Genomic DNA, 24474 nt, shown 5'->3' with positions numbered 1-24474 from the left:
GCGCGGCGGGCGGGTCGTGTATCGACGGTGACCGGCACGCTACGGTGACGACCATGGCACAGACGACCCCGCCGCTGCTCCGTGAGCTGATCAGTATTCCGGAGCGGTCCAGCCAGAGCGACTTCGTGCTCAAGCTCGTGGAGGGTGTGACCGATCCGCGGGAGACGCTGCGGGAGTATGTGATCACGGATCGTCTGGTCGATAACTTCGACCAGGCGCTCAACCTGATCGCCGGTGCGCTCAGCGGTGGGTCGAAGGCGGCGTACCTGCACGGCTCGTTCGGTGCCGGTAAGTCGCATTTCATGGCGGTGCTGCACGCGTTGCTGCGGGGTGAGCAGGTCGCGCGGGAGCGGGACGAGTTCGCCCGGTTGCTCGGCAAGCACGACGAGTGGCTGTCGGGGAAGAACTTCCTGCTCGTGCCGTTCCATTTGATCGGCGCCAAGTCGCTGGAGCAGAAGGTGCTGGGCGGCTATGTCGAGCACATCCGGCGGCTGCATCCCGACGCGCCGATTCCGGCGGTGCATCGGACCGACGCGCTGCTGGACAACGCCCGGTACCAGCGCAAGAAGATGCGTGATGAGGCGTTCATCGACGGGCTGCCCGGCAGCGACGACGAGTGGGGCGACGAGGAGGCCTGGACGCCGCAGCGGCTCGACGCGGCGTTCGCCGCACCGGCCGACGACGAAGACCGCCGGAAGCTGGTCAACGACCTGCTGCTGACCTGGAACCAGGGGTTCTTCACCAACGCTCAGGAGGACGCGGAGGGGTTCGTCTCCCTGGACCGCGGCCTCACTGAGATCAGCCGGCATGCCAAGAGCCTGAAGTACGACGGTCTCGTGCTGTTCCTGGACGAGCTGATCCTGTGGCTGGCCAACTCGATCGCGGACGAGAAGTTCGTCGCGCGGGAGATCCAGAAGATCACGAACTTCGTCGAGGGCGGCGACACCCGGCGGCCGATCCCGATCGTCAGCTTCATCGCCCGGCAGCGTGACCTGCGGGAGCTGGTCGGCACCGACGTGACCGGCGCGACCGAGCTCGGGTTCATGGACACGCTGAACCTGGCCAGCGGCCGGTTCGAGGTGATCACGCTCGAGGACCGCAACCTGCCCGACATCGCCCGGCAGCGCCTGCTCAAGCCGGTGTCGGTCGAGGCCGGTCAGCAGATCGCCGACGCGTTCGAGCGCACCACGAAAGAGGTGCGCCGCGACGTCTTCGACACGCTCATGGGCGCCGACGGCGCGGACATCGCCTCGTTCCGCGCCACGTATCCGTTCAGCCCGGCGTTCATCAGCACCCTGGTGCACGTGTCCAGCGCGCTGCAGCGGTCCCGGACGGCGTTGAAGCTCATGCGGGACCTCCTTGTCGAGCGTCGTGACGACCTGCGGCTGGGGCAGTTGGTGCCGCTCGGTGACCTGTACGAGGTGATCAGCCGGGGCGGGGACCAGCCGTTCACGGAGAAGCTGAAGATCGAGTTCGAGACGGCGCAGCGGCTGTACCAGGGGCGGCTCCGCCCATACCTGCTGAGCGTTTACAGCATCGGTGAGGACGATGTGGAGCGGGTCCGCCGCGGCGCGGACGTGCCGGCAGACCTCGCTGGCCGGGTCCGGGTCTTCACCGGCGACGACCGGATTATCAAGACGCTGCTGCTGTCGGCACTGGCGCCGACCGTACCGGCCCTGCGGAACCTGACCGCGCGGCGGCTATCGGCGCTGAACCACGGCAGTATCACCAACCGGATTCCGGGTGGTGAGGTCGGCCAGGTCATGCGCAAGATCGACGACTGGGCGGGCCAGTTCGGTGAGATCAAGAAACTGGGCATCGAAGACCCGGTCGTGTCGCTGGAACTCGTCGGCGTCGACGTGGACAGCGTGCTGCAGTCCGCGCACCACTTCGACAACCTGGGCAACCGGCGTTCGATGGTGAAGCGGCTGCTCTGGGACGAGTTCGGCATCACCGAGTCCGGTCAGTACGTCGACACGGCGGATCTGACGTGGCGCGGCAGCCGCCGCCAGCTTGAAGTGATCTTCGGTAACGTGCGCGACGAGAACAACATCCGCGACGATGCCTTCCATCCGCTGGACCCCAACGCGTGGCGGCTGGTCGTGGACTACCCGTTCGATGAGGGCAACCACAGCCCGGCCGACGACCGCGACCGCGTGCACCGCCTCGGTGAACGCATCGCACCGCGCACCGTGTGCTGGATCCCGGCCGCGTTCACCACCGACCGTCTCAACGACCTGGGCCGGCTGGTCATCATCGACGCGGTGCTCAGCGGCCAGCGGTTCGACAGCCACGCCCAGCATCTGAGTAAGGACGACCGGCGGCGGGCGTTCGACACCCTGCGCAGCCAGCGGGACGCGCTGATGAGCCGGATGCGGACGCTGCTGCGGCAGGCGTACGGGTTGGCGGCGAAGCAGTCGGGTGACGTCGTCACCTCGTACCAGGATCATGTCCTGGCGTTGGCCGCCGGGCTGACGCCGACGTTGCCGGTCGGTGCGGCGTTCAAGCAGGCGCTGCATGCGCTGGCCGACCAGATGCTGGCCAACCAGTTCCCGGCGCATCCGGACTTCGACCCGGACCGCAACGGCACCATCGTCAAGCCGGCCGACCTGAAGCTGGTGCTCGAGGTCGTGCGTCAGGCGATCGACACTCCCGACGGTCGGGTCGAGGTGGAGCGCAAGGATCGCCTCACCGTTCGGCGGATCGCCAACCCGCTGCGGCTGGGCGAGATGCACGAGTCGGCGTTCGTGCTGGGACGGCACTGGGTGCAGCATTTCCACCAGAAGGCCGCGCAGGAAGGCATCAGCGACGACCTGAAGGTGAAGGACCTTCTGCGCTGGCTGGACGAGCCGCAGCCCTACGGCCTGGACCGTCACGTCGCCGGACTGGTCCTGATGTGTTTCGCGGAGCAGACCGACCGGGCGTGGCTGCAGCAGGGCGGTGTGCTCAACCCGCCGCCGGACCTGACGACCATCCGCGAGCACTACACGCTGCGGGAACAGGCGCTGCCGTCCGAGGAGCACTGGCAGACGGCGGTCCGCCGGTCGATGGAACTGTTCGGGGTGACGACGCCCGGGCCGCGACGCGGCCGGCTGGTGGCGCTGCTCGTTCGTGGCGTCTCGACTGAGGCTGCCCGGCACCGCGACAGCGCCCATCGGCTGCTGCGCCAGCTGCAGAACCATGCCGAGCAGCTCGACCTCTCCCCCGACACCGGACGGCTGCACACCGCTCAGGCCGCCGCCGATCTGCTCGACGGGCTGCACTCCCGGGCAAGCACCGTCGACGTCATCCAGCACCTGGCGACAGCGGATCTCGGCGGACCGGCGGACCGGTGCGGTACGAGCATCAAGTCCGCCGCCACGAACGCCCAGGCCCTCGACCAGATGGACTGGAGCTCACTGGACCTCATCGTGCAGCTCTCGGCGCCGTTCGACCGCGACGGTGCCGACATTCTGGAAGAACTGCGAACGGTCGCGCGCACAGACGAGCTGACCGCGAAGGTGAAGCTGGCACCGGCACTCACGTCCGCCAAGTCAAAGGCGTCGGCATTGCTGAAGCGGGCCATCATCAAGCCGCCACCGAAGGGTGATCGGGTCGTTGTCGTCGATCTGCCGGTCGTGGTCGATCTGCCGGACGTCACCACCCATCCGGATGTCACGGCAGCCAACCTGGCGGAGGTCGTCGAAGCACTGCGTGCGGCGGTCACCGCGAAGCCGAGCAAGCGATTCACAGTGTCCTGGCGGGAAGTCGGATGACCGCTGCCGACGCCACGCGGTCCCGCGTCATACGCATCACGCCGGCGGCACTGACCCGCAAGATAGAGCAACAACTCGCCCGCCACCGGCGGGCTGCGGACGGGCCCGCCCCGGTGATCCTGCTGCGCGCGGAACCGCAGTGGGCCACCGAGCAGACCTTGACGCTCACGGACGGAACCCCGATCCGGGTTACCACGGCGGTCTCCGCGCTCGCGGTGTGGGACCACCTCGTCGGACATCGCACCGGCGACGCACCCGAGCCGCTGGTGGTCCTGACCGACCTGACCGACACCGAACTCGGCCCCGGCGTGCTCAGCGACGTGTTCCGGAACAAGGTCATCACCATCGAACCCTGGTCATTGATCGCGGACTGCTTCGGCGCCCAACGGGTCGATCCACGGCTGGCGCAGCAGCGGTGGGCCGGCACGGCGCTGATCGACGCGATGCCGAGCACCGGATGGCCGAAGCTGTCCGGCACCGTGCTCACCCGCGACGTGGCGCTCAGCTGCCTCGCCGCGGCACGGCTCGGCCTCAACGCCACCGACGGTGACGCCGAGAACCTCGACGGTGCCGCGCTGCTGCGGTGGACCCTGCGGCCTGAAGCCACCGCCGCGCTGACCGACCTGCCGGCCGACGAACGCGCCGGCCTGCAGCACTGGCTGGTGGAACGCACCGGCACATCGGCGCGTCCCGTATTTGCCCTGATCAAGGCCGGACGGGTCGGGGACAGCCTCCCGCTCGGGCTGGTGTGCGCGGTGCTCTGGTCCGACGACAGCGCTGACGCTGCCCGCGCCAAGGGCCGGGTCGACCAGTACCTCAACGACGCCGCCATCGGTGACCAGGAACTGGTCGCGCTCGGCCGGGTGGCCGAACAGGTCGTCGCCGAAATGCTGGTGGAGTCCGGACGCGACGGTGTGCACGGTGCTGCCGTCGGGCTGCACCTGCGGCAGGTGCTCGACCGGGCAGAGGAGCTCGTGATCCAGCTCGGCGCCCAGACCGCCGCCGCATCCAGCCCGATCCTGCGGTCCGGCTTCGATCACCTGGTCGGGACCGTCGCCGACGCCCTGCACGGCACGCTCGCCAAGCCCGGACAGCTGTCGGCGCCGGCGCTCGAAGCCGCGGTCGACGCGCTCGGCAGACACCATCTCGCATCCGTGCAGCGGCAGCGGGTCGAACGGGCCCGGATGGCGCTGCGCCTGACCCGCTGGCTGGTCCTGGGAGATCCGACGCCGCCGCAGGGCGTCGGGGAGGCGATCGACCAGCAGGTCGCCCAATGGGGCTGGGTGGACTGGGCGCTCACCCACGTCTGGGCGGGCGAGGAGGCGCACCCGGTGCTACAGGCGGCGTACCGGGACCTCTATGCGTCGGTGGCGGCCCGCAGACGCGCGCTCGATGAGGCATTCGCCGGCCGGCTGGCGACGTGGACCGCCGCGGGCGGACCGCTGTCCGGGCCGACCCTCGTCGTGGAGAAGGTCCTCGAACGGGTGGTCGCGCCGCTGATCCGCGATGCCGGACCGCCGGTGCTGCTCGTCATTCTCGACGGCATGAGCACCGCCGTCGCCGCCGAACTGGCCCAGGACCTCACCGACCACGGCCTCGTCGAGTTCGACCCGCTGTCCGGCGCCGACAAGGCCGCTCAGCCCCGGCGTCGCGGCGTCGTGGCCGCGTTGCCCACGCTCACCACCGTCTCCCGGGCGTCGCTGCTCAGCGGCAAATTACGTAACGGCGGCCAGGACGACGAGCGCACCGCCTTCGAGTCACATCCGCTGTGGGCCGGCCGACCGGCACGGCTCTTCCACAAAGGCTCGCTGCACGGCGGGGCCGGTGAAGTTCTGGGTTCGGAATTGGTGCAGGCGCTCGGCGATGCTCAGACGGTCGTCGCCGTCGTCATCAACACCGTCGACGACGCGCTCGACCGGGGCCGCGAGTCCGCCGACGCTTCATGGCGGCTCAACAACCTCGGCCCGCTGCGGGTGCTGCTCGACCATGCCCGAAGCGCGGGCCGTGCGGTGATCCTGACCAGCGACCACGGTCACGTGCTGCACCGCGACGGCACACACCGCTCCGTCGACGCGGCGGAATCCGGGCGCCATCGACGTCCCGGCTCGACACCGGTCGGCGCCGGTGAGGTGCTGCTGTCCGGCCCCCGGGTCGTCGCCGATGAGCACCGCATCGTCGCGCTCTGGGACCCGGATCTGCGGTACGGGCCGAAGAACGCCGGCTACCACGGTGGTGCGGCACTCGCGGAGGTCACCATTCCACTGCTGGCGTTCCTGTCCCGCGGTGCCGAGGTACCGGCGGGCTGGGGGGCGTTGTCCGACCAACGCCCGGCCTGGTGGGAACCAGTCACGCCGATCACACCGGCAGCGCCTGTCGCGACGATCCCGCCGGCCGCTCCCCCGCGGAAAGGTACACGTCGTCCGGTACCGCAAGGGCAGGAAGCACTCGACATCGTGCTCGACGCGCCAGCCGTGCCAGCGCCCGCGCCCGGACTGCTCGACGCGTTGTTCGCCAGCGAGATGTTCGAGGCGCAGCAGACGTCCACCCCGCGACGGATGCCGAAACCGAAGATCAGAGCCGCCCTCGACGCGCTCCTCGCGGCCAACAACACACTGCCGTTGCCGGTCTTCGCGCAACGCGCCGGTGAAGTGCCGGCACGGGCCAACGGGTTCGCCACCACCCTGGCCCGCATCCTCAACGTCGACAACTTCGAGGTGCTGCAACTGATCGACGGCGGGCAGACCGTCCGGCTCAACGTCGCGCTGCTGCGCGCCCAGTTCGGCCTCCCGGACGACGTGCGATGACCGCCGCGGTGAGCGCCGCGCGGCGCCGGCAGGTCATCGACGCGCTGCGGCGCGGCGCCGTCCCCGAAACCGGACTCGACCTGCTCGCCGTCGGCCTGGACCGCTTCTCCGGCAGCGTCGAGGAAGACCTCAACGTGGCCGCCGGTGGTGGTGCCGTCTTCAAGGCCGTACGCGGCGAGTACGGCGCCGGCAAGACCTTCTTCGCCCGCTGGCTCGCCGACCGGGCACGAAGAGCGAACTTCGCCACCGCCGAGGTCCAGATCTCCGAGACGGAAACCCCGCTACACAAGCTGGAAACCGTGTACCGGCGGCTCACGGAACGCCTGACCACATCAGCGTTCCCGCCGAGCGCGCTGCGGCCCGTGGTCGACTCGTGGTTCTACGCCCTCGAAGAGGACGCCCTCGCCGCCGGTACACCCACCGACGACGCCGCAGCACTGGAACACGCCGTCGCTGACCTGCTGCAGCAACGCCTCGCCGAAGTAGGCCGGACCGCGCCGACCTTCGCGGCCGCCCTCGCCGCCTACCGGGCCGCCACGATCGGCGGCGACCCGACCACAGCAGCCGCGATCCTCGCCTGGCTCGGCGGGCAACCGCACGTCGCCGCCGCGGCCCGCCGCATCGCCGGCGTCCGCGGCGACCTCGACCACTTCGGCGCGCTCGGCTTCCTCCAAGGGCTCCTGACCGTACTGCGAGACTCCGGTCACCCCGGCCTCCTCCTCGTCCTCGACGAGGTCGAAACCCTGCAACGCGTCCGGTCCGACGCCCGCGACAAAGCCCTCAACGCCCTGCGGCAACTCATCGACGAGGTCTACTCGGGCCGCTTCCCCGGCCTGTACCTGGTCATCACCGGCACACCACCGTTCTTCGACGGCCAGCAGGGCGCCCAACGACTCGCCCCGCTCGCCCAACGGCTCGCCACCGACTTCCCCGCCGATCCCCGCTGGGACAACCCGCGAGCAGTCCAGATCAGGCTGCCCGGCTTCACCATCGACGCCCTGGCCGACCTCGGTACCAAGGTCCGCGACCTCTTCGCCGCCGGCACCACCGACCCGGCCCGGATCGCCACCACCGTCGACGACCGCTACCTTCACGACCTCGCCAACGCCGTCGCCGGAAAGCTCGGCGGAAAAGTCGGCATCGCACCCCGGCTGTTCCTGAAGAAACTCGTCGCCGGCGTCCTCGACCCCGTCGACCTCCACCCGGACTTCGACCCCCGCCGGCACTACGCCCTGACCGTGACCGACACCGAAATGTCCGACGTGGAACGCAACGCGGCCAACGCCGACGACATCGACCTCGAGGTACCGTGAGCCTGGAGGCGCTGCACCCGTCCATCCAGCATCACGTCGCCAACACGCTGGGCTGGTCGGCGCTGCGACCGTTGCAGGAGGCCGCGGTCGCCCCGCTGATGGCCGGCGACGACGCCTTGCTCCTGGCCCCGACGGCCGGCGGGAAGACCGAGGCCGCCGCCCTGCCGCTGCTGTCGCGGATGGCCGCCGAGCAGTGGCGCGGACCGTCGCTGATCTACCTGTGCCCGCTGAAAGCGCTGCTGAACAACCTCCTCCCGCGCCTGGAACAGTACGCCGGCTGGATCGGACACACCGTCGCCCTCTGGCACGGCGACGTCAACACGCCACAGCGCCGACAGATCCTGCGCAACCGCCCCGACGTCCTGCTCACCACACCGGAATCCCTGGAAGCGATGCTGGTCAGCGTCAACGTCGACCATGCATCGTTCCTCGGCGGCGTACAAGCGGTCGTCGTCGACGAGGTGCACGCGTTCGCCGGCGACGACCGCGGCTGGCACCTTCTCGCCGTCCTGGAGCGGTTGAGCCGGGTCGCCGGGCGTCCGATCCAACGGGTCGGGCTCTCCGCCACCGTCGGCAATCCCGACGAGCTGCTGCACTGGCTGCAAGGCGCCCAGCGGGGGCAACGACCCGGGTCGGTCATCGCGCCCGACCTCCCCACACCCGTCGTCCTCGGCGGCAGCGTTCCTCCCGGCGACATCGAACTCGACTACGTCGGCTCCGTACCGAACGCCGCCACCGTCATCGCCGCCCTCCACGCCGGGGAAAAGCGGCTCGTCTTCTGCGATTCCCGCCAGCTCGTCGAAGAGCTCGGCGCGGCGCTCCGCGACCGGGGCGTCACCACGTTCGTGTCACACGCCTCGCTCTCCATCGACGAACGCCGCCGTGCCGAGGTGGCGTTCGCTGAGGCGCGTGACTGCGTCATCGTCTCCACCAGCACACTGGAACTCGGCATCGACGTCGGCGACCTCGACCGCGTGCTGCAGATCAACGCGCCGCGCACCGTCGCGTCCTTCCTGCAACGCCTCGGACGCAGCGGACGACGGCCCGGCAGCGCACGGAACTGCCTCTTCCTCGCCCTCGACGAACCGAGCCTGCTGCAGGCCGCAGGACTGTTGAACCTCTGGGGCAGCGGATGGGTCGAACCCGTCACGCCACCGCCCGAACCGAGACACATCGTCGCGCAACAACTCCTCGCGCTGTGCCTGCAGGAACAACAGGTCGGCGAGAACCTTTGGCCAGCCGCCTGGAACGGGCTACCACCGTTCGACAAGACCTCCGAGGTCATCCAGCGGTACCTGCTCGAGCAGGGCTACCTTGACCAGGACGGCGGCATGCTCCACATCGGCCCAGCCGCGGAGCTGCGCTTCGGCCGGCGCCACTTCATGGACATGACCGCCGTCTTCACCGCACCGCCACAATTCACCGTCCTGAGCGGACGCACCGAGATCGGCCGGACTGACCCCGCGCTGCTCACCGAAGAGGTCCGCGGGCCACGACTCCTCCTGCTCGCCGGACGCAGCTGGCGGGTCACCTACGTCGACTGGGTCCGGCGACGCTGCTTCGTCGAACCCGCCGACAGCGGCGGAAAGGCACGCTGGAACACCAGTGGCGGCGTCGCCGGGCTCAGCTTCGAACTGGCCCGAGCTATGCGCGGCGTGCTACTCGGCGCCGACCCGCCGATACAGTTGACCCGCCGGGCCCAAGGTCGCCTCGAAGAGACACGACTGCGCATGTCTTCGCTCGCGCATCCAGGCGGCACGGTCGTGCACCGCAGCCGTGGACAGCTGCGCTGGTGGACCTGGGCCGGCTACCGCGCGAACGCCACACTCGCCACCACCCTCAGCGAGCTGGTCGACCCCGCCGGATACTTCGACGACCAGCACATCCGACTACGTACAGACCTCACCCCGGATGACTGGCGCTCGGCCGTCTCGGATGCCGCGCAACGACTCTGTCTACCGGACGTCGACCCGAAGGCACTCACGGGACTCAAATTCAGCTCGGCCCTGCCGGAACGACTGGCCACCGCCACGCTGTCAGCACGTCTCGCCGACCTACCGGCTGCCGCAGAGGTGCTGGGCGATCATGTGGTCTTCGCAATGTCTTCCGAAGGCTGACGCGATGCCGTGCTGCGCATGCACCAACTCTGCTGGCTCCGTCCGTGAGAACGGGGCTCTGGCGCGAACTGTGTGATGGATGTTGGACGATGATTCGTTGTCCGGGTGTGTGATGTCGTCGGACAGCTACTTCCTCATCTGAACGGCATCGAGATCGACGAGGTCGTGGACGCCGACTCCGAGCTGGTCATCATGGCCCGGGTCCGCAGCCGACAGGCCGGTTGTCAGGCGTGTGCGGTGCCATCGTCCCGGGTGCACTCGCGCTATCGCCGGACGTTGCCGGATGCTCCGGTCGCCGGCCGACCAACCCGGATCGTGTTGTGGGTGCGCCGGTTCTTCTGCGGCCTACGACTTTTCGACGCTCCTCAGGATTATGGGCCGCGCTTCGAAAGCGGCGCTGCGCCCCGACCTGGCCTTGCGCGTCTACCTCGACACCGCTGCGGCCGACTGGCATCCCAGCAACTTGACGTCGGCCACATCCGAGGTCGCCGTACACCTACGACCGGGAGCCGTCCTGCGTACGAAGGAGTTCGACGGCGCCCAGGTCCGCAACCGTGCGAAGTTCCTCGCCATCGACCACCGATTCCTAATGGTGACCAGCGCGAACTTCTCCTGGAGCGCGGAACGTGGCAACGTCGAGTTCGGCGTATTCATCGATGACCGGAATCTCGCCAAGGCGATTGAGCGCGAGATGCTGTAAGCCGAAGAGCTGCTCTACGAACGTGTTCACTCGGGAAAGCACGGCTAGCGCAAGCAAAGGGCTCACTTACTGGTTGATGACGCCGACAACCATTCGTCACCGCCGTAGCAGCGACTCGTGTCATCCTTGTCGGCGTGACAAGTGACCTGCGGGACCTGGTGGGATCCCTTCCAGCCCCCGAGCAGGTAGCTGGACACGGCTCTCACTTCCGGCCGACGTGGTGGCAGCGGCGGATCAAGGTGAGCGTCTGGACGGACTTCCTCGTCGCCCTACCCGAAGCGGAACAAGGCCGGGGCTACCGGCGCATCACCCGGGGCGACGTGCTCGCCCTCGGTGAGCAGGACGGACAGGACACACCGGCAAAGGTGCTCGTAGCAGCCTACGCGTGGGGCACTGGCCCGTGGGGGTTCCTTGTCGCGCGCCGGTCCCGAGTCTTCCGCGACAACGAGCCCCTCGACATTCTGGCCCGTCTGACCGATGCATTGGATCGGCAGGCCGCGAGCGGTCCCGAAGCGGCATACCGCTCGTTGCTGCGACGAAACGAGAACTGGCTACAACATCTCGGCCCGTCGTTCTTTACCAAGGCGCTGTACTTTGGCGGCGCTGGCGCCCTCATCCTGGACAGGTTCGTCGCGATCGCCCTCAACCACATTGAGGGGTGGGGCCTGTCGACGACAGGTCCGTGGAGGAGTGCAGCCGAGTACGAACGGTGGCTGCGCTATGCCACGGCGCAGGCGGAGACGTCCAGCCGCATCGAGGGACGGGAGATCCGACCAGATGCGGTGGAACTCGCCCTGTTTCGGTACGGCAGGCGGATCGCTCGGCTGTAGCCGGCGAACTCATCTCGCATAGGTCCCGTCGGCGTTAAGGCCGTACCGCGTGAGTCGCCGGCTCTGGTCGCGCCGGCCTTGCCGATCCAGCACGTCGGCCAGTGACCCGAGTTCCGCAGTTCGAGGCTTGATCGAATCACGCTGACCGGCACCAGGATGCACATCCTCGCCGTCATCGAGCACGCCAGCCGCCGCGTCCGGGTTCCGGTCGGCGACCACATCATTGCGGCCATGGGAAGGTGTCCGCTGGTCGGAGTGCTTCATCTGGGATCTGCGGCAGCGGACGGCAACTCGAAGGTCACGAGCCGCTGTGTTGCATGACGATCGTTTCGGCAGTTTTGCGGTGTGCACCGACAAGGCCTTGGGTCTGACCGATCCCGGCGAACGGGTCCCTGCTGTTGGGCTTGACCAGGTCGCCTCGGCGTACCCAGACGTCGGTGGGTCTGATCAGGTAGTTGGTGGTCAGGATCGTGGAGTTGCGGGCGAGCAGATACTCCAGAACGCGGTGCAGTTTCTCGCTGTTGCGTGAGTACCGGCTCAGCGCCGAGGTGCACAGGACCAGGTTTCCGTGAGCTGCCTGCTGGAGCAGATCGAGGAGGTGCTGGTCGAACCGTGGGTCGATCGCGCTGAACGTCATGGTGCTGTCGGCTTCGGTCGGTGATGTGACGACCAGTTCGCCATCGGTGGGGAGTTCGGGGATCGGTGCTGCGGGTAGCCGCACCGGGTGCCGCCCGCCGTCGCTGAAGACTTCTGTCAACGCGTCCAGGCATGCCCACGCGCGTGGGTAGCGGGTGGCCAACCCGATGAAGGGGTTCGGTCCGCGGTAGTCGACGGGTTCGCGCCGTCGCGCGGCGAGGAAGTGTGACAGCGGGCCAGCGGCCTGCTTGGTGACGGCGATGATCCCTGAGGTCAACGGGCCGTCGTGGTGCGCCTGTTCCAGCAGGCTGTTGCGGACGACCACCGTTACCTTCGCTTTGATCTCCAGCGACGCGTCGAGCGGCTCATGATCGAACACTTCCTCCACGAACGGTGCAATGAGCCCATCCTGCTCTCCCGGAGAGAGCGCGGCGAACGCCTCAGCCCGCTGAATAACGTCCGCGCCGATCCGACCGGCAAGGTCCGCGTCCACGCCGCACGCCTTGGTCAGCATGCCCGGAAGCACCTCACGGCAATACTTGACCATGTGATTCGGATTGGGATCGTTCACTCGCTCCACCCAGTGCATCGTGGTCAGGGCCTGCGACGCCGCGCTGCGCAGTTTTCGGTCTCAAAGGCCAACCCGCTCCGAGGATAAGCACCGCAAGCCAGCAACGACGACTCGATGCGGAGCCTTCACCGCAGCCGCCAACAGGTCGCGCTCGGACCTTCGACACAGACCGCGGACGGCGCCGCGCCGAGCTCGGGCCAGAATGCCGCGCACGCCGCCGGCACCGCCCGACGCTCCGCCACCTGACCGCCCTGCGCAACGCAGGCCTGACCTTCGGCACCCGCGCGGGCCGCCGCGTGCACTACCGCCGTACCGACCTCGGCGACCGCCTCACCACCTTGAGCTGACCCGCCGTCACGGGACCGGCTGCGGACGGTCGTCGAGGAGCCGCTCCGCCCGTTTCCGGCAGGCGGCCGCGAGCGCGGGCGCACCGCCGAGCTCGTGCGCCTCGGCCATGCCCACCAGCGTCCGCGCGGCCCAGTACCGGTCGCCCAGCGCCAGATCCAGCTCCAGCGCCACCGCGAAGTGCCCGATCGCGGCGCGGTGGCGCCCCAGCCCGCACTCGGCCCGGCCCATCGCGCTGAGCACGTTGGCCAGCCCTTCGCGATTGCCCAGCTCCCGGTACCGCGCGGCCGCCTCCGCCCCGCTGACGAGCGCTTCGCCGAACTGTTCCAGCCGGCCGTGCTGCTTCGCCAGCGCCGTGCACCCGTCCGCCACCGCGGCCGTGTCGCCGGCCTCGGCGAGGCGCCGGGCCATGACCGCGTGGTCGAACGCCTCCGGGTAGTGGCCCATCCGGTCGAAGGCCCGCACCAGCGACAGGTGAGCCTGGCGGATCCCGTCGGCGAAGCCCGCCTCACCCGCCATCCGGATCGACCGCTCCAGCAGCTCGACCGCCTCGCCGTGGCTGCCGATGCCCTTCAGCGCGTCCGCCAGCAGCCGCAGCGCGGTGGCCCGGACCCGCAGATCACCGGAGCGCTCGGCGGCGAGCAGCGCGGTCTGGTGCATCTCCACGCGTTCCCGGTGCCGGCCCGTGCGGCGTAGGAACACCGTGCAGGTCCAGGCCAGCTCCCAGGCCCGTTCGTCGCGGCCGTACCGGACCGCGAGCGGCACCAGCGCGCGCAGCGTGCGGATTTCGGCGGCGAACCACGCCATCGCGCCGTTGTAGCCGGCGAGCACCGGCCCGTGCTCCGGGGCTGCACCGTCGCCGGCCGGCGGCTGGATCAGCGCCCCCGCCCGGGCGGCGGTGGCGGCGTACAGGTCGAGCATCCGGTCCACGGCCGCCAGCCGCTCGGCGGGCTGATCGTCGGCGAGGCGCTCGGCGGCGTAGGCACGCAACAGGTCATGCAGGTGGAACCGTCCCAGCGGCCCTTCGCGCAGCAGACTCGCCGCCAACAGCGCCTCCGTCGCCTCCGTCGCCTCGGCGCCGGCGAGCGCCGCGCAGCCGTGCCGGTCAATCGATGGCCCAGGATGCAGGCCGAGCCGCCGCAACAGCCGCCGCGCCGGTTCGGGCAGGACGTCATGGGACCACCCGAACACCTCGGCCACGCCGGCACCGCCGGCGTGTCCGCGTAGGCCGAGCGCACCCCGGGCCGTACGCAGGTCCTGCACGATCTGCCGCAGCGACGCCGAGCCGGGCCGGCCGGCCACGTAGGCGGTGGCGACGCTGATCGCGAGCGGCAACCGGGCACACAGCGCGACGAGATCGTCCGCGGCGTCCGGCTCGGCGGCGATCCGGTCGGCCGGCAGGCGGGAGGCCAGCAGCAGACGGGCCTCCTCGGCGCTCGGCAGGAGCAGCTCGACGCGCCGGGCACCCTCGCGCACCGTCAGGCCGTCCAGCCGGTTCCGGCTGGTGACGAGGGTCGCGCACCCCGGCTCGTTCGGCAGCAGCGGCCGGACCTGCTCGGCAGAGCGCGCGTTGTCCAGCACGACCAGCATCCGCCGACCGGCCAGCAGACTGCGGTAGAACGCCGACCGGGCGCCGATCTCCGACGGCGCCGCCCGCCCGGGCACGCCCAGCGCGATGATGAAGCCGAGCAGCGCCTCCTCCGGGTCGACGGGCTCCCCCGCCCCGAACCCGCCGAGGTCGGCGAAGAGCTGACCGTCGGGGAACTGCGCGGCGACGCCGCCCGCGGCCTGCACCGCCAGCGTCGTCTTGCCCGCGCCGGCCATGCCGTCGACGACGACGATCCGGGGCACGGGGCCGAGCAGGTCACGCACCAGGGCCAGGTCGGCCACCCGGCCGACGAACGGTGCGGCGACCGGCGGCAGCTGCCGCGGCACCGGTACCGGCGGCGCGCCGCGGCGGCGCCCGGCGCGGCGCTTGACCTCGACACGGTCGCGAAGCCCGTGCAGCCGCCGGGCCTCGTCGCCTTCGACGCCGAGCTCCGCGAGCAGCCGGTCGAAGACCACCGCCGACGGCAGCGTAACGCCCTGCAGATAGGCGTAGAGGCTCGCGCGCGAGACGAAGATCGAACGGGCCAGCCGGGTCCGGTCGACGGCCCGGCCGGCACGACGCTCGGCCGCGATCATCGCCAATGCCAGCTCGTCGAGCAGTGCCCGGTGCTCGGGGCCCGGCCAGTCCCGCACTCGACCCCTCCGCGATTCGGCGCATTCGCCCATCACCATTGCCCAGGGTGGATCGCCACGCAAGCAGAGCCCAAATGCCCGGCATTTCCCGGCAACGCCGGCCGTGGATCTTCACTCGTCCGGCGTACATCACGAAGTCTGGAATCTTCTGCCAGCCCGGGCGACCGGGCCCGCACCAACCGGACCTTTCCGCACCGAACGCAAGACATCGGCGAACCGAAGCGGAACAAATGTCGCCGCACGCATACAGCAAGATAACGAATGCATAAACTCACGCCATTCGGGGCTCCGGTCGCGGCACGGGCACCGACCGGGCCCCTGTCACCATCGCGGGCATGGCCAGCAGTGCTCCGACCAGACCGCCCGTGGTGTTCACCCTGGACACGTCCTGGGAATCACGACACGGCGGCATCACGACCTTCAACCGCAACCTCGCCATGCAGCTCGCGGCCGCGGGGGCGCGCGTCTATTTCCTCGTCCCAGGGCCGACCGTTCGCGAACAGGACGACGCACGCGCCGCCGGCGTCACGATCGTGCCGTGGGACGACGACGAGGAAACGCTCCCGAAGCTGCCCGACGGCGCCACACCGGACCTGATCATCGGTCACGGCCGGGTGACCGGCGCCGCAGCCCGCCGGCTCCAGCGGCTCCATTTCCCGGCCGCCATGCGCTTCCAGTTCCTGCACACCGCGCCCGATGAGATCGAATGGCACAAGACCGGCCGCACCGGCGACCCCGGCATGCGGGCCGAGGAACGCATGCAGCACGAGCTCAGGCTCGCCGCCGACGCCACCGAGGTGTTCACCGTCGGCCCGCGCCTGCACGACCTCTACATCGGCGAACTCTCCGCGATCCGGGACGCGCCCGTGCCGGTCGAGATCAATCCCGGGTTCGACGACCCGGAGTGGAGCGACCGCCCACCACCGCCGGGCCGCCCGCGCCGCGCACTGCTCACCGGCCGCCTCGAGGACGCCAAGATCAAGGGCCTCGACATCGGCACCCGCGGCCTCGCCCGCGCCCTGGAGCGGCTCAACGCCAAGGAGAACGAGGCCGCGCTGGTACTGCGCGGAGTCCCGGAGGATCAGCACCAGACCCTCTACGAACGGGTCGGCGAGTGGTCCCAGGACCGGTTCCGGTCGATCACCCGCAGTTTCTCCGTGGACCCCGAGGATCTGCGCGCCGACCTGCGCCGGGCCACGCTGCTGCTGATGCCGTCGCGGGCCGAGGCGTTCGGCCTGGTCGCCGCCGAGGCGATCGCGCTCGGCACCCCCGTGGTGATCAGCGAGCGCAGCGGCCTCGCCCAGTTCCTGGAATGGCGGCTGCCGTCCGACGAGTACCGGCGGCTCGTCGTCCCGGTGACCGGCAACGAGGAAAAGGACACTGACGCATGGGGCGACGCGATCCGATCCGTGCTGCGCGACCCGGAGGCGGCATTCGGCAACGCTGGCCGCCTCCGGCAGACTCTGGCGCAGCAGCAGACCTGGCGCATGGCCGCCGAGGTCGTGCTGGGCAGGATCCCCGGCGCCGCGGTGCGGCCGGCGCCAACGGCCGCACCGAGCACCCCGACACCCGTGCCGGCGACCGGCACCACCCGGCGGCGGACGTGGGCCGCCGGCCTATCCGCCGTGGCCGTGCTGGGGCTCGGTGGAGCGACCGCCGTCGACCTCTGGCCGTCGGTGACCTACAAGGAGATCGCGGGCAACCGCAACGGCTCGCCGCTCTACACCGACGCCGGCCGCACCCCGGTGCCGGACGGGCGCCGAATCCCCTACCTCACCAGCGTCCAGGTGCGCTGCAAGGTGCCCGACCGGACCGGCATGCAGAGCGTCAGCTTCTGGTACCACCTCGCGAGCACGCCATACAAGAACCTCTTCTCGCCGTCCGACACGTTCATGAACGGCGACCCGCCCGGCGGCGGCTCCACGGCGGTCGACCCCGCCGTCCCCGACTGCGCGAACGGCCAGGGGGCGTGAAGCGCATGCCGACGCCGTCAACGGCGGTCACGCGCCAGCCGTGGGCCACCGCGACCGCCGTCGCGCTCGTCCCAGCCGGGCTGCTGCTCTGGGGATGCTCGCACCCCGCCGAGCCGCAGCCCGTGCCCTCGGCCGAACCGTCCGCACCTGCCACCGCCGCCGTCGAGCTCATCCAGGGCGATCCCGCCACGGCCGGCTACTACTACGCCGTCCGGCTCACCGGCTTCACACCGGGCGCGACGGTGCCCGTGGTCTGCCGCGACACGGTCACCCCAGACGGCTTCAAGACCTTCACCCTGCCCATCGCCAGCGACGGCACGGCGGCCACCGACCGGCAGTGCTACTCGGGCGACGGCCCGCTGCACTGGGTCACGGCCGCCGGACTGGCATCGAACAAGATCACGTGGGACGTCCAGCCCACCGACCCCGCCACCACGACGACGGCCGCCACCACCACGCCGGCGCCCCGTCCGACGCTCACACCCCGCTCACCGAGCCCCAGCCCGACCCCCCGGCGGACCGAGAACCGCAGCGTCCAGCTCGCCCAAGGCGCCCCGGCCACCTTCGGCTACTGGTACGACGTCCACCTGAACGGCTTCCCCGCCAGCACCGCAGTCGAGCTCGTCTGCCGCGACAGCGCCGACCCGGACGGCTTCAAGACCTTCACCGTGCGCACCGACGACACGGGCGCGGCCCGCATCGCCCAGGCGTGCTACTCCGGCGACGGGCCGCAGCACTGGATCACCGCCGACGGCCAGACCTCGAACAAGGTCACCTGGTGACGCCGGCCGGCCCCCTCACCCACCCGACAGCAGAAAGGTGACCGCCATCAACCAGGTCAAGCCGCGTACCGCGTCCCGCAGTCGGCGCCTCGGGACGGCCCTGACCCTCGTGGTCGCCGCCGCCGTCGCCACGACCGCGACCGCCTACGCCACGCAACGCGATCAGGCCGACCGCCGACCGGCCGACTCCCCCGGTGAACCGGTGCCGGTCGGCAACTGGAACCGGATCCAGACCAGCCGGGGCGGCGCCCAGGCCACCTCGGGCACCAGCCGAGTGAAGTCCGACACGCCGTCCGTGCCAGTGACCCTGCGCAGCGACCCGAAGGCGAGGTCGACAGCCCTGGACACCCTCGACGACGGGACACCCGTCATCATGAAATGCTGGATCAACTGGGATCCGCCGTTCGAGGGCGCCACCGACCGGTGGTTCCTCGTCACCCAGGCCCCGGGAGCGCCGCATCACGGTGTCTCGGGCTTCGTGCTCGCCGACTACGTCTGGGAGCAGATCCGCGTGCCCCAGTGCGCATCCGGCGTTGACCCGGCACTGTACTGCGAAGGCCACGTTGACGGCGTGCCGTGCACGTCGCCAACGTCGGTCAATCCCGACTTCCTCAAGCACGCCCGGCTCCTGCTGTCCGGCGGCGACCTGACGCCCGACGGCTTCCGTTACTTCGACATCCGCATCGAAGGCTTCCCGGCCGGCTGGCGCGCAGACCTGACCTGCCTGCGGGCCGAGACGACCCCATGGGTAAACATCGGCTCCGTCCGGCTCGTGGCCGACGCCAAAGGCAACGCTCGCAATACCAGCGCCTGCCGGGACGGCTCCGGCACATACCTGCTCCAGATGACCAGGCCGTACATCGCCACCGACGCGTCCGGCGAGTGGCTCTACTCGGCGGCAGCGCAATGGAGCGCGCCGGGCACGGCGGTGACCAAGCCGGTTACCGGCGCTCCCACACCGACGACCGGGCACAACCACTCGAACCCAGCGCCGCCGGGGACGCAGGCGCCACCGCCGCCGCCGAAGCCGGTAATCTCGAACTTCACCGTCGTGGTGTACGGCGACCCCGGTCACGTCGGCGTGTCGTACAACGTCGCATGGGCGGCCGGCCGCGACCCGGTGACCTGCCACTTCTTCGTCGACGGCCGGGAGGCGTTCACCGCACAGTGCGGCACCTCCTCGTCGAAGCAGTTCACCGGCCTCTCCCCCGGCCGGCACACCTTCTCCGCCACGGTCAGCGACCGGTTCGGCGTCTTCAGCGACCCGTCACCGACCGTCGCCCGGGACGTCCCCGGCCAGCCGGAGCCCCCGCCCGCGGCGCCGACCGCGAGCCTCGCCAAGGGGCCAGCCGCCCCGTCCGGGTTCCGGTACGCCATCACGCTCGACCACTTTGCGCCCAACACCGGCGTGACGATCACGTGTCACGACTCGGTCGACCCGAACGGCTTCTACACGTTCACGCTGACCACCGACGGCAGCGGACACGCCTTCACCCAGGCGTACTGCTACTCGGGCGATCACCCTAACCACTGGTTCCGGGCAAACGGCGTCGAGTCCAACCACGTCTCCTGGTGAACCGTCCCCACGCGGCCGTGACCCGGCGAAAGGTCACGGCCACGTGGGGACTCCTCCCGGTAAACGGCCTGTTGGGCGACGAGCTCGTCCGCGAGTGCGCACCCGACGTGCGCGGCAAGTTCGCGCAAGGTCGCCTGCTGATGGTTCGTCGCCGCCTTACGTCCGCGTGCCCGCGCAGCCGCCACCGCTTCGACGTGGCCTGCAGACGATGCCGGTTTGATCGATGCATCACCGCGTCGTCATACGCCTGCCGATCGAACCCGGCAAGTACCTGCCACACGTCGTCGGAGCCGCAGGACCCAGCGCCAAACGCGTCTACAGCACCTACTGGAACCGGATGGCCAAGACTTGGGCCGGCCGACCGATCGACGACATCGCCGCCAGCGAGATCCAGGCGCTGCGGCTCATGATCGTCGCCACCGCCCGCACCCGCCGCAACAGCCGCGGCTGCCGCTACTGATGGTCAGCGGCACGCTCGACGGTTCAGCCGTGGTGTTGTCCCCGGCGCTGTGGCAGCTGGCAACGACACGCTCAAAGTGGTCATCCACCCGGTTGCCGCTGAAGCTAGCTGAGACCCCCTGCTGGCACATTGGCCCTTCGCAGACCGGGAGATCAGTGTCTGCGATGTCAATCGGGGAGCTGGGCAACGCGCTCGCGGGTGGTCGGGGGTGGCAGCGGGACTCGCGCGTAGCTCGCAATGCCAGTCTTCAGGTTTGCCCAGGTCAGCAACTGCCAGGCGCCGCCGGCAGCCGGGATGACCAGCCGCAGGCACGGCGGATTCCACCAACCGTGCGTTTCCGCGCCGGTCGGGCCGACGACTACGACGTGGGTGCCCGGATGGTCGCGAAGTGCATCGAGGACAAGCACCGCTACTCGGCGCGAATCCTTCGCCGAGCGGACCCTTACGATGCCGTCCGGCGAACGTTCGATCGCATCGTCGCCGAGCGCCAGCCCTGCGATCGCCTCGTCAATCGGATCTCTGCCGAGGAGCCAGTCGAAATCCTCCCGCACGTTGCGCCCCGTGAAGCGAAGCCCGAACGTGGCACCGCTGAGGTTGGCGGTGTACCGGTCGAGCAGCTCATCCGAAGCCGCCTTCAGCCACGACTCATACTCCCGGAACGCTGTGCGGAACTCCTCGAACCAACCGGCGAGTTCGGGCGTCGCCGGGCACGAGAGCTGACCGTGGCGGAAGGCTGCGAGTCCGACCGTCACGAGCGCGGCATGCTCGCCGGTGAAGGCGTCGTCTTCAGGTGCGGACCACAGGTTCCACAGGCTTTCACCGACGAGCGGCGTCCAGCGTTCCGGGTGCGGCCACAGACCCGCCGAGGAGACGATGAGCACGATTCGGAACGCGGCGAGCTGCGCCGGCAACGGCCAATCGGCACTGCGGGCGACCAGCCTGGTAAACCGACGTTGCAGCTGTTCCCGCTGACGCCGGTCCAGGTTGTCGACCGTGTGCGCGGCCGTGGCGGCCTCAGCGCCGGCCGCCGACTCACCGCTGCGCTCGTCCGCGTCGTCGTGCCGCCGGTCGTCCGGAGCAACGGCGTCGTCGTCAGCCGGCTGCGGCGCTAGGCCGGTGTCACGACCCAGTGCGAGATGCACGAGCGCGGGTCCCACGGCGCTGCGCAGCTGCGCCTCCTGACGGGTACGGCGCGCCGGCACCGTCCCGCCGGCACCGGCCGCGACCGGGCGCACAGCGGCGAGCTCGTCGAGGGCTTCGAAGAGGGCCCGCACCTGATGCTCGTCGCCGAGCAACGCTGCCAGCGTCGTCTGTTCCAGCGGTGACGGACGGGTGATCCTGGTGAGTGCGTGATCGACGTCGGTCACGAGCGCGGCAGCGACGACGGTGCCGTCGACGGTCTGCACGGTCGTGGTGCGTCCCGGCTGGCCCAGGTCAGCGCTCAGGACGTAGGTGTGCACACGTTCGTCGCTGCTGACGAGTGGCACCGTGTGTGATTGTTCGGCGAAGTCGACGACGACGTGGGCCGGTGGTTCGTCCTGGACGAAGAGGACGACTTCGACGCGGGTCCGGAACCATCGGACGGCGAGCACCCGCATCGGCACCCTCGGCGGCCGGTGCTCGTCGCCGGGGTTCCGGATTGGCAGCGAGGAATCGCCCAGGACGACGGGCTCGAACTCCATCGCGTCGAGCGTCGACATGTCACTTTCCTGCAGGAGAGCGAGTTCGCAGTTGCCGCCGGCAGCGGTGGCCTCCAGCAGCGCCGCACGGGTGCAGTTGGCGCTGCCGGTGACGATCACGCCGTTGTCGCCGGTCCACCATTCGAAGACCTTTCCGTGGTGGTATCGCTTGGTGCCGCCGGGAGTCGAGACCGAACTGGTGCCGACCCAGGACACCGCCTGTGCAAGGGTTTCGGGGTCGCATTGGACGTCGCGGGTGAGCAGCAGGTCGACCTCGGCGGGCTGGGTGCGCCGGATCAGCTCGGTCAGTGCGACAGCCCCCGGGTCGAAGAACGGTGCGGCAACGACGAGGAGGTCAGTTGGATGGTCGGGAAACGGGAGCTGATCGATAATCGAGATCTGGTCATTGGCCAGCAGCAGAGGTTCGCCGGCCTGCGGCTGCACAGGGCGGGCTGTGAGCAGGTCGGCGACCGCGTTGAGCCGCTCGACGCCGAGCCGGTCGATCCACAGGATGTCGGGGAGCCGGCGCAGCCACGCCGCGAGATCACCGACGACAGCCGGCACGGTGGGGCCATCGGCCCGCAGATGGGTCCAGACCTCGGCGTTGTGGTGCCAACCGGAGGTGGTGGCGTTGCCGGAACCGATCGATATCACCGCATCGGTGCCCGATGCGATCACGACGAGCTTCGGATGGAATGCGCCGTTTGCCCGGCACACCACCGGCACCGGTATGTAGTCCCTGGCCGGTAAACCGGCCAGTGCGGCCTCGCCGGTGACCTTATCGGCGTCGTAGACGACGGTGACCCGCGCGCCGGTGGCTCTGGCCTGCGGGACGCAGACGTCCTCGACGAACGACAGATCGCACGTATACGTGAGGACCAGGACTTCTTCGGCGTCCGGGACCGGTTTGGCGTGGAGCAGTTTGGGCGGGGGCGCGCCGCCGGCCAGCTCCTGCCAGTCGGTGGTCTCTGCGAACGGGGATGTCATGCGTGCGCCTGCGGTTCGTGAGGTCCGTACATCCATTTCCTGCCGTCTTCGGTGATCCCGAGGATGCCGAGTTGGTGGAGCACGCTCGTGAACGTTTCGAGCCGCAGTGACGCCCGGCCGTCACCTTCCTCGCCTTCGAGGCGGAGCTGATCGCCGATGGTGCGCAGCCTCGTGGGCATGCGAAGTCCTCGCCGTGTCCACTGCATCTTCTGACGGCTGACCTTCTCGGCCCTGGTGAACATCTCGCCGGCGAGTGATGCCGCAGCGTCCGGCAGGGGCCGGTCGGCGTCCTGCTCCAGCCACTTGCGAACCCATGACGGGCCGAGGCCCGTTTGATCGAACCGCAGGAACGCGTCACGGCTGACACCGTCAAGGCTGTCCGCCCGCTGCGCCCCGATCGCGAGCAGTTGCAGCATGTGCAGCACCGACCATCGACCGCGAACCGCTGCGGAGACCATGTGCTCTGCCGGCTCGAGGTTGCCGACGCTGTCTGTCAGCGGCGGCAGCCCATCGACCAGCACGGACTGGACGGTGGCTTCCGGCAGACCTGAGACGAACGACGCGGTCGCGGTGGCGCGGGTGCCTGGCTTCTGCAGCGGGTCGACCAGCGCCGCCCACAGCATCCGCCATGCCCACACTGACCAGTTCCGCAGCAGAGCGCCTCTCCATCGCAACGCGTGCAGTCGCAGGTCCGCGTCGGGCAGCACGTCGGAGAGATCCGGAGTGAAGCAGCACAGCCGGTCCATCAGGAGATTGATGCCATCGTCCGTAGGCTGTCCGGCCAATGCCGCGACCACAACGCGAGCGCTGAGCCGGTGCACGGTAGCGACCTCGTCGGGCTGCCCCGGCGAGCCGAAGAACGCCCGGCGAAGATTTCGTCCGTCCGGCGCGGATCCGACCTGGCACAGGCAAAGGTGGGAGAGTCTGTTCAGGTCCTTCGTCGACAACTTCGCCCTCATACCGGCGAGCTTGATGATCTCGTTGAGGGCTGCGAGCTCGCCGGCCGCCGACGCCGGTCCGGGTGCTGGGACCGTGTCGCGTTCGACGAGACCGAGCACGCTTTCGACGCCACTGTAGGTGCCGTAGAACCCGTCCTCGCTGTTGCTGTATTCGTCCGCGACAGCGGCGATGTCGATGAAGTCGTGGTTGTGCAGCTTCCAGCGCTTGACCGCGTTGATGCCGTGCGGTGCTTGTGCACCGCCGAGCCGTCGATGGAGAGCGGGTTTAGCCCCGTCATGCTGGGCTGAAACCGCCGCAAGCACCACTTCGGCTCGTCGGAGCAGCTGACGGAACGCCGGCTGATCCGCTGCGCCCCAGCCCAGCCGACGGGCTTCCGCGGCCACCGCCGCGTGCAGGGAGAGGTACCGCGCGTGCGGGGTGGTAGTGATGACTCCGGGAATCAGCTCACCGGCGTGCGCGGCGGTCACAGCTTCGACCGCGAGCGGCTGCCGGCCGGTGTCCTGAGGGCTGTCCGCCTTTGCTGTCCAGGCCGGTCCGGCGATCAGCATCCGTGCCTTCCGCTCGGTCATTCCTGGATTGCGCTTCGCGACAGTCTGCCCGACCGCCTCGGTCCGAACGACCCTCCGTTCTGGCAGCCGGTCGTACCCGGCAGGACAGAGCCGGGCGACGAGTGGCGGTGCAGGCGTGTGGGACAGTCAGCACGAATTCGACCTGCGCATGGACATGAAATCTGCGCAACTATTCC

The 24474-nt window shown here is 69.7% G+C and carries 15 protein-coding genes and 1 pseudogene; 11 read left to right on the top strand and 5 right to left on the bottom strand.

The window, feature by feature from the left end:
- The first annotated feature begins 53 nt into the window (after positions 1 to 53).
- The 7 genes and pseudogenes from AB0H83_RS29555 (at position 54) to AB0H83_RS29525 (ending at position 11519) form a co-directional block, all read left to right on the top strand.
- Positions 54 to 3755, top strand: coding sequence for a hypothetical protein (locus AB0H83_RS29555; RefSeq protein ID WP_360100175.1), 3702 nt, complete (start codon positions 54 to 56; stop codon positions 3753 to 3755).
- A complete protein-coding gene (gene pglZ, locus AB0H83_RS29550) occupies positions 3752 to 6559 on the top strand; it encodes a BREX-2 system phosphatase PglZ (protein ID WP_360100172.1) in 2808 nt (935 codons plus the stop codon). Before AB0H83_RS29555 ends, pglZ begins: the two co-directional genes overlap by 4 nt.
- Positions 6556 to 7872 (top strand): BREX system ATP-binding protein BrxD, encoded by a 1317-nt coding sequence (gene brxD, locus AB0H83_RS29545; protein ID WP_360100169.1) that lies wholly within the window; start codon positions 6556 to 6558, stop codon positions 7870 to 7872. The genes pglZ and brxD overlap by 4 nt, the downstream gene beginning before the upstream one ends.
- Complete coding sequence (locus AB0H83_RS29540) at positions 7869 to 9989, top strand: DEAD/DEAH box helicase (protein ID WP_360100166.1); 2121 nt, start codon at positions 7869 to 7871, stop codon at positions 9987 to 9989. Before brxD ends, AB0H83_RS29540 begins: the two co-directional genes overlap by 4 nt.
- Before the next feature lie 192 nt (positions 9990 to 10181).
- Positions 10182 to 10319, top strand: a pseudogene (locus AB0H83_RS29535) (transposase family protein); the annotation flags it as partial.
- 43 nt (positions 10320 to 10362) lie between these two features.
- The gene (locus AB0H83_RS29530; RefSeq protein ID WP_360100163.1) at positions 10363 to 10689 is read left to right on the top strand and encodes a phospholipase D-like domain-containing protein; all 327 of its coding nucleotides are present in this window, start codon (positions 10363 to 10365) and stop codon (positions 10687 to 10689) included.
- A gap of 134 nt (positions 10690 to 10823) precedes the next feature.
- On the top strand, positions 10824 to 11519 hold the full coding sequence (locus AB0H83_RS29525) for a hypothetical protein (protein WP_360100160.1): 696 nt from the start codon (positions 10824 to 10826) through the stop codon (positions 11517 to 11519).
- 9 nt (positions 11520 to 11528) lie between these two features.
- Here AB0H83_RS29525 and AB0H83_RS29520 read toward each other — a convergent pair whose 3' ends face one another.
- The 3 genes from AB0H83_RS29520 to AB0H83_RS29510 form a co-directional block, all read right to left on the bottom strand.
- A complete protein-coding gene (locus tag AB0H83_RS29520; RefSeq protein WP_360100157.1) occupies positions 11529 to 11783 on the bottom strand; it encodes a hypothetical protein in 255 nt (84 codons plus the stop codon).
- Between the two features lie 34 nt (positions 11784 to 11817).
- Positions 11818 to 12735: a hypothetical protein gene (locus AB0H83_RS29515; RefSeq protein WP_360100154.1), complete on the bottom strand. Its 918-nt coding sequence runs from the start codon at positions 12733 to 12735 to the stop codon at positions 11818 to 11820.
- 345 nt (positions 12736 to 13080) lie between these two features.
- Positions 13081 to 15312: a tetratricopeptide repeat protein gene (locus AB0H83_RS29510; protein WP_360100151.1), complete on the bottom strand. Its 2232-nt coding sequence runs from the start codon at positions 15310 to 15312 to the stop codon at positions 13081 to 13083.
- 335 nt (positions 15313 to 15647) lie between these two features.
- Here AB0H83_RS29510 and AB0H83_RS29505 point away from each other — a divergent pair, with 335 nt between their 5' ends.
- From AB0H83_RS29505 to AB0H83_RS29490, 4 genes are all read left to right on the top strand, one after another.
- On the top strand, positions 15648 to 17285 hold the full coding sequence (locus tag AB0H83_RS29505) for a glycosyltransferase (protein ID WP_360100148.1): 1638 nt from the start codon (positions 15648 to 15650) through the stop codon (positions 17283 to 17285).
- Between the two features lie 5 nt (positions 17286 to 17290).
- The gene (locus AB0H83_RS29500) at positions 17291 to 18067 is read left to right on the top strand and encodes a hypothetical protein (protein ID WP_360100145.1); all 777 of its coding nucleotides are present in this window, start codon (positions 17291 to 17293) and stop codon (positions 18065 to 18067) included.
- Between the two features lie 37 nt (positions 18068 to 18104).
- A complete protein-coding gene (locus tag AB0H83_RS29495; protein WP_360100142.1) occupies positions 18105 to 19643 on the top strand; it encodes a hypothetical protein in 1539 nt (512 codons plus the stop codon).
- A gap of 223 nt (positions 19644 to 19866) precedes the next feature.
- Positions 19867 to 20103 carry a hypothetical protein gene (locus AB0H83_RS29490; RefSeq protein ID WP_360100139.1) on the top strand — a complete coding sequence of 79 codons (237 nt, stop codon included), beginning with the start codon at positions 19867 to 19869 and terminating at the stop codon, positions 20101 to 20103.
- A gap of 167 nt (positions 20104 to 20270) precedes the next feature.
- On the opposite strand, the gene AB0H83_RS29485 is transcribed toward AB0H83_RS29490, so the two are convergent.
- On the bottom strand, positions 20271 to 22769 hold the full coding sequence (locus tag AB0H83_RS29485) for a hypothetical protein (RefSeq protein ID WP_360100136.1): 2499 nt from the start codon (positions 22767 to 22769) through the stop codon (positions 20271 to 20273).
- Positions 22766 to 24298, bottom strand: a complete 1533-nt coding sequence (locus tag AB0H83_RS29480; RefSeq protein ID WP_360100133.1) for a hypothetical protein — start codon at positions 24296 to 24298, stop codon at positions 22766 to 22768. The genes AB0H83_RS29485 and AB0H83_RS29480 overlap by 4 nt, the downstream gene beginning before the upstream one ends.
- Between the last annotated feature and the right edge of the window lie 176 nt (positions 24299 to 24474).

Origin of the sequence: Dactylosporangium sp. NPDC050688 (assembly GCF_040654515.1) — a bacterium.
Taxonomy (GTDB): domain Bacteria; phylum Actinomycetota; class Actinomycetes; order Mycobacteriales; family Micromonosporaceae; genus Dactylosporangium.
The sequence above is the reverse complement of the archived record's forward strand: the minus strand, read 5'-3'. Positions and strand labels throughout refer to the sequence as shown.

Excerpts from the sequence above, each read along its gene's own strand:
- AB0H83_RS29555 (WP_360100175.1), top strand. The coding sequence starts at position 54 with ATGGCACAGACGACCCCGCCGCTGCTCCGTGAGCTGATCAGTATTCCG.
- pglZ (WP_360100172.1), top strand. The coding sequence starts at position 3,752 with ATGACCGCTGCCGACGCCACGCGGTCCCGCGTCATACGCATCACGCCG.
- brxD (WP_360100169.1), top strand. The coding sequence starts at position 6,556 with ATGACCGCCGCGGTGAGCGCCGCGCGGCGCCGGCAGGTCATCGACGCG.
- AB0H83_RS29530 (WP_360100163.1), top strand. The coding sequence starts at position 10,363 with ATGGGCCGCGCTTCGAAAGCGGCGCTGCGCCCCGACCTGGCCTTGCGC.
- AB0H83_RS29520 (WP_360100157.1), bottom strand. The coding sequence starts at position 11,783 with ATGAAGCACTCCGACCAGCGGACACCTTCCCATGGCCGCAATGATGTG.
- AB0H83_RS29505 (WP_360100148.1), top strand. The coding sequence starts at position 15,648 with ATGGCCAGCAGTGCTCCGACCAGACCGCCCGTGGTGTTCACCCTGGAC.
- AB0H83_RS29500 (WP_360100145.1), top strand. The coding sequence starts at position 17,291 with ATGCCGACGCCGTCAACGGCGGTCACGCGCCAGCCGTGGGCCACCGCG.
- AB0H83_RS29490 (WP_360100139.1), top strand. The coding sequence starts at position 19,867 with ATGCATCACCGCGTCGTCATACGCCTGCCGATCGAACCCGGCAAGTAC.
- AB0H83_RS29485 (WP_360100136.1), bottom strand. The coding sequence starts at position 22,769 with ATGACATCCCCGTTCGCAGAGACCACCGACTGGCAGGAGCTGGCCGGC.
- AB0H83_RS29480 (WP_360100133.1), bottom strand. The coding sequence starts at position 24,298 with ATGACCGAGCGGAAGGCACGGATGCTGATCGCCGGACCGGCCTGGACA.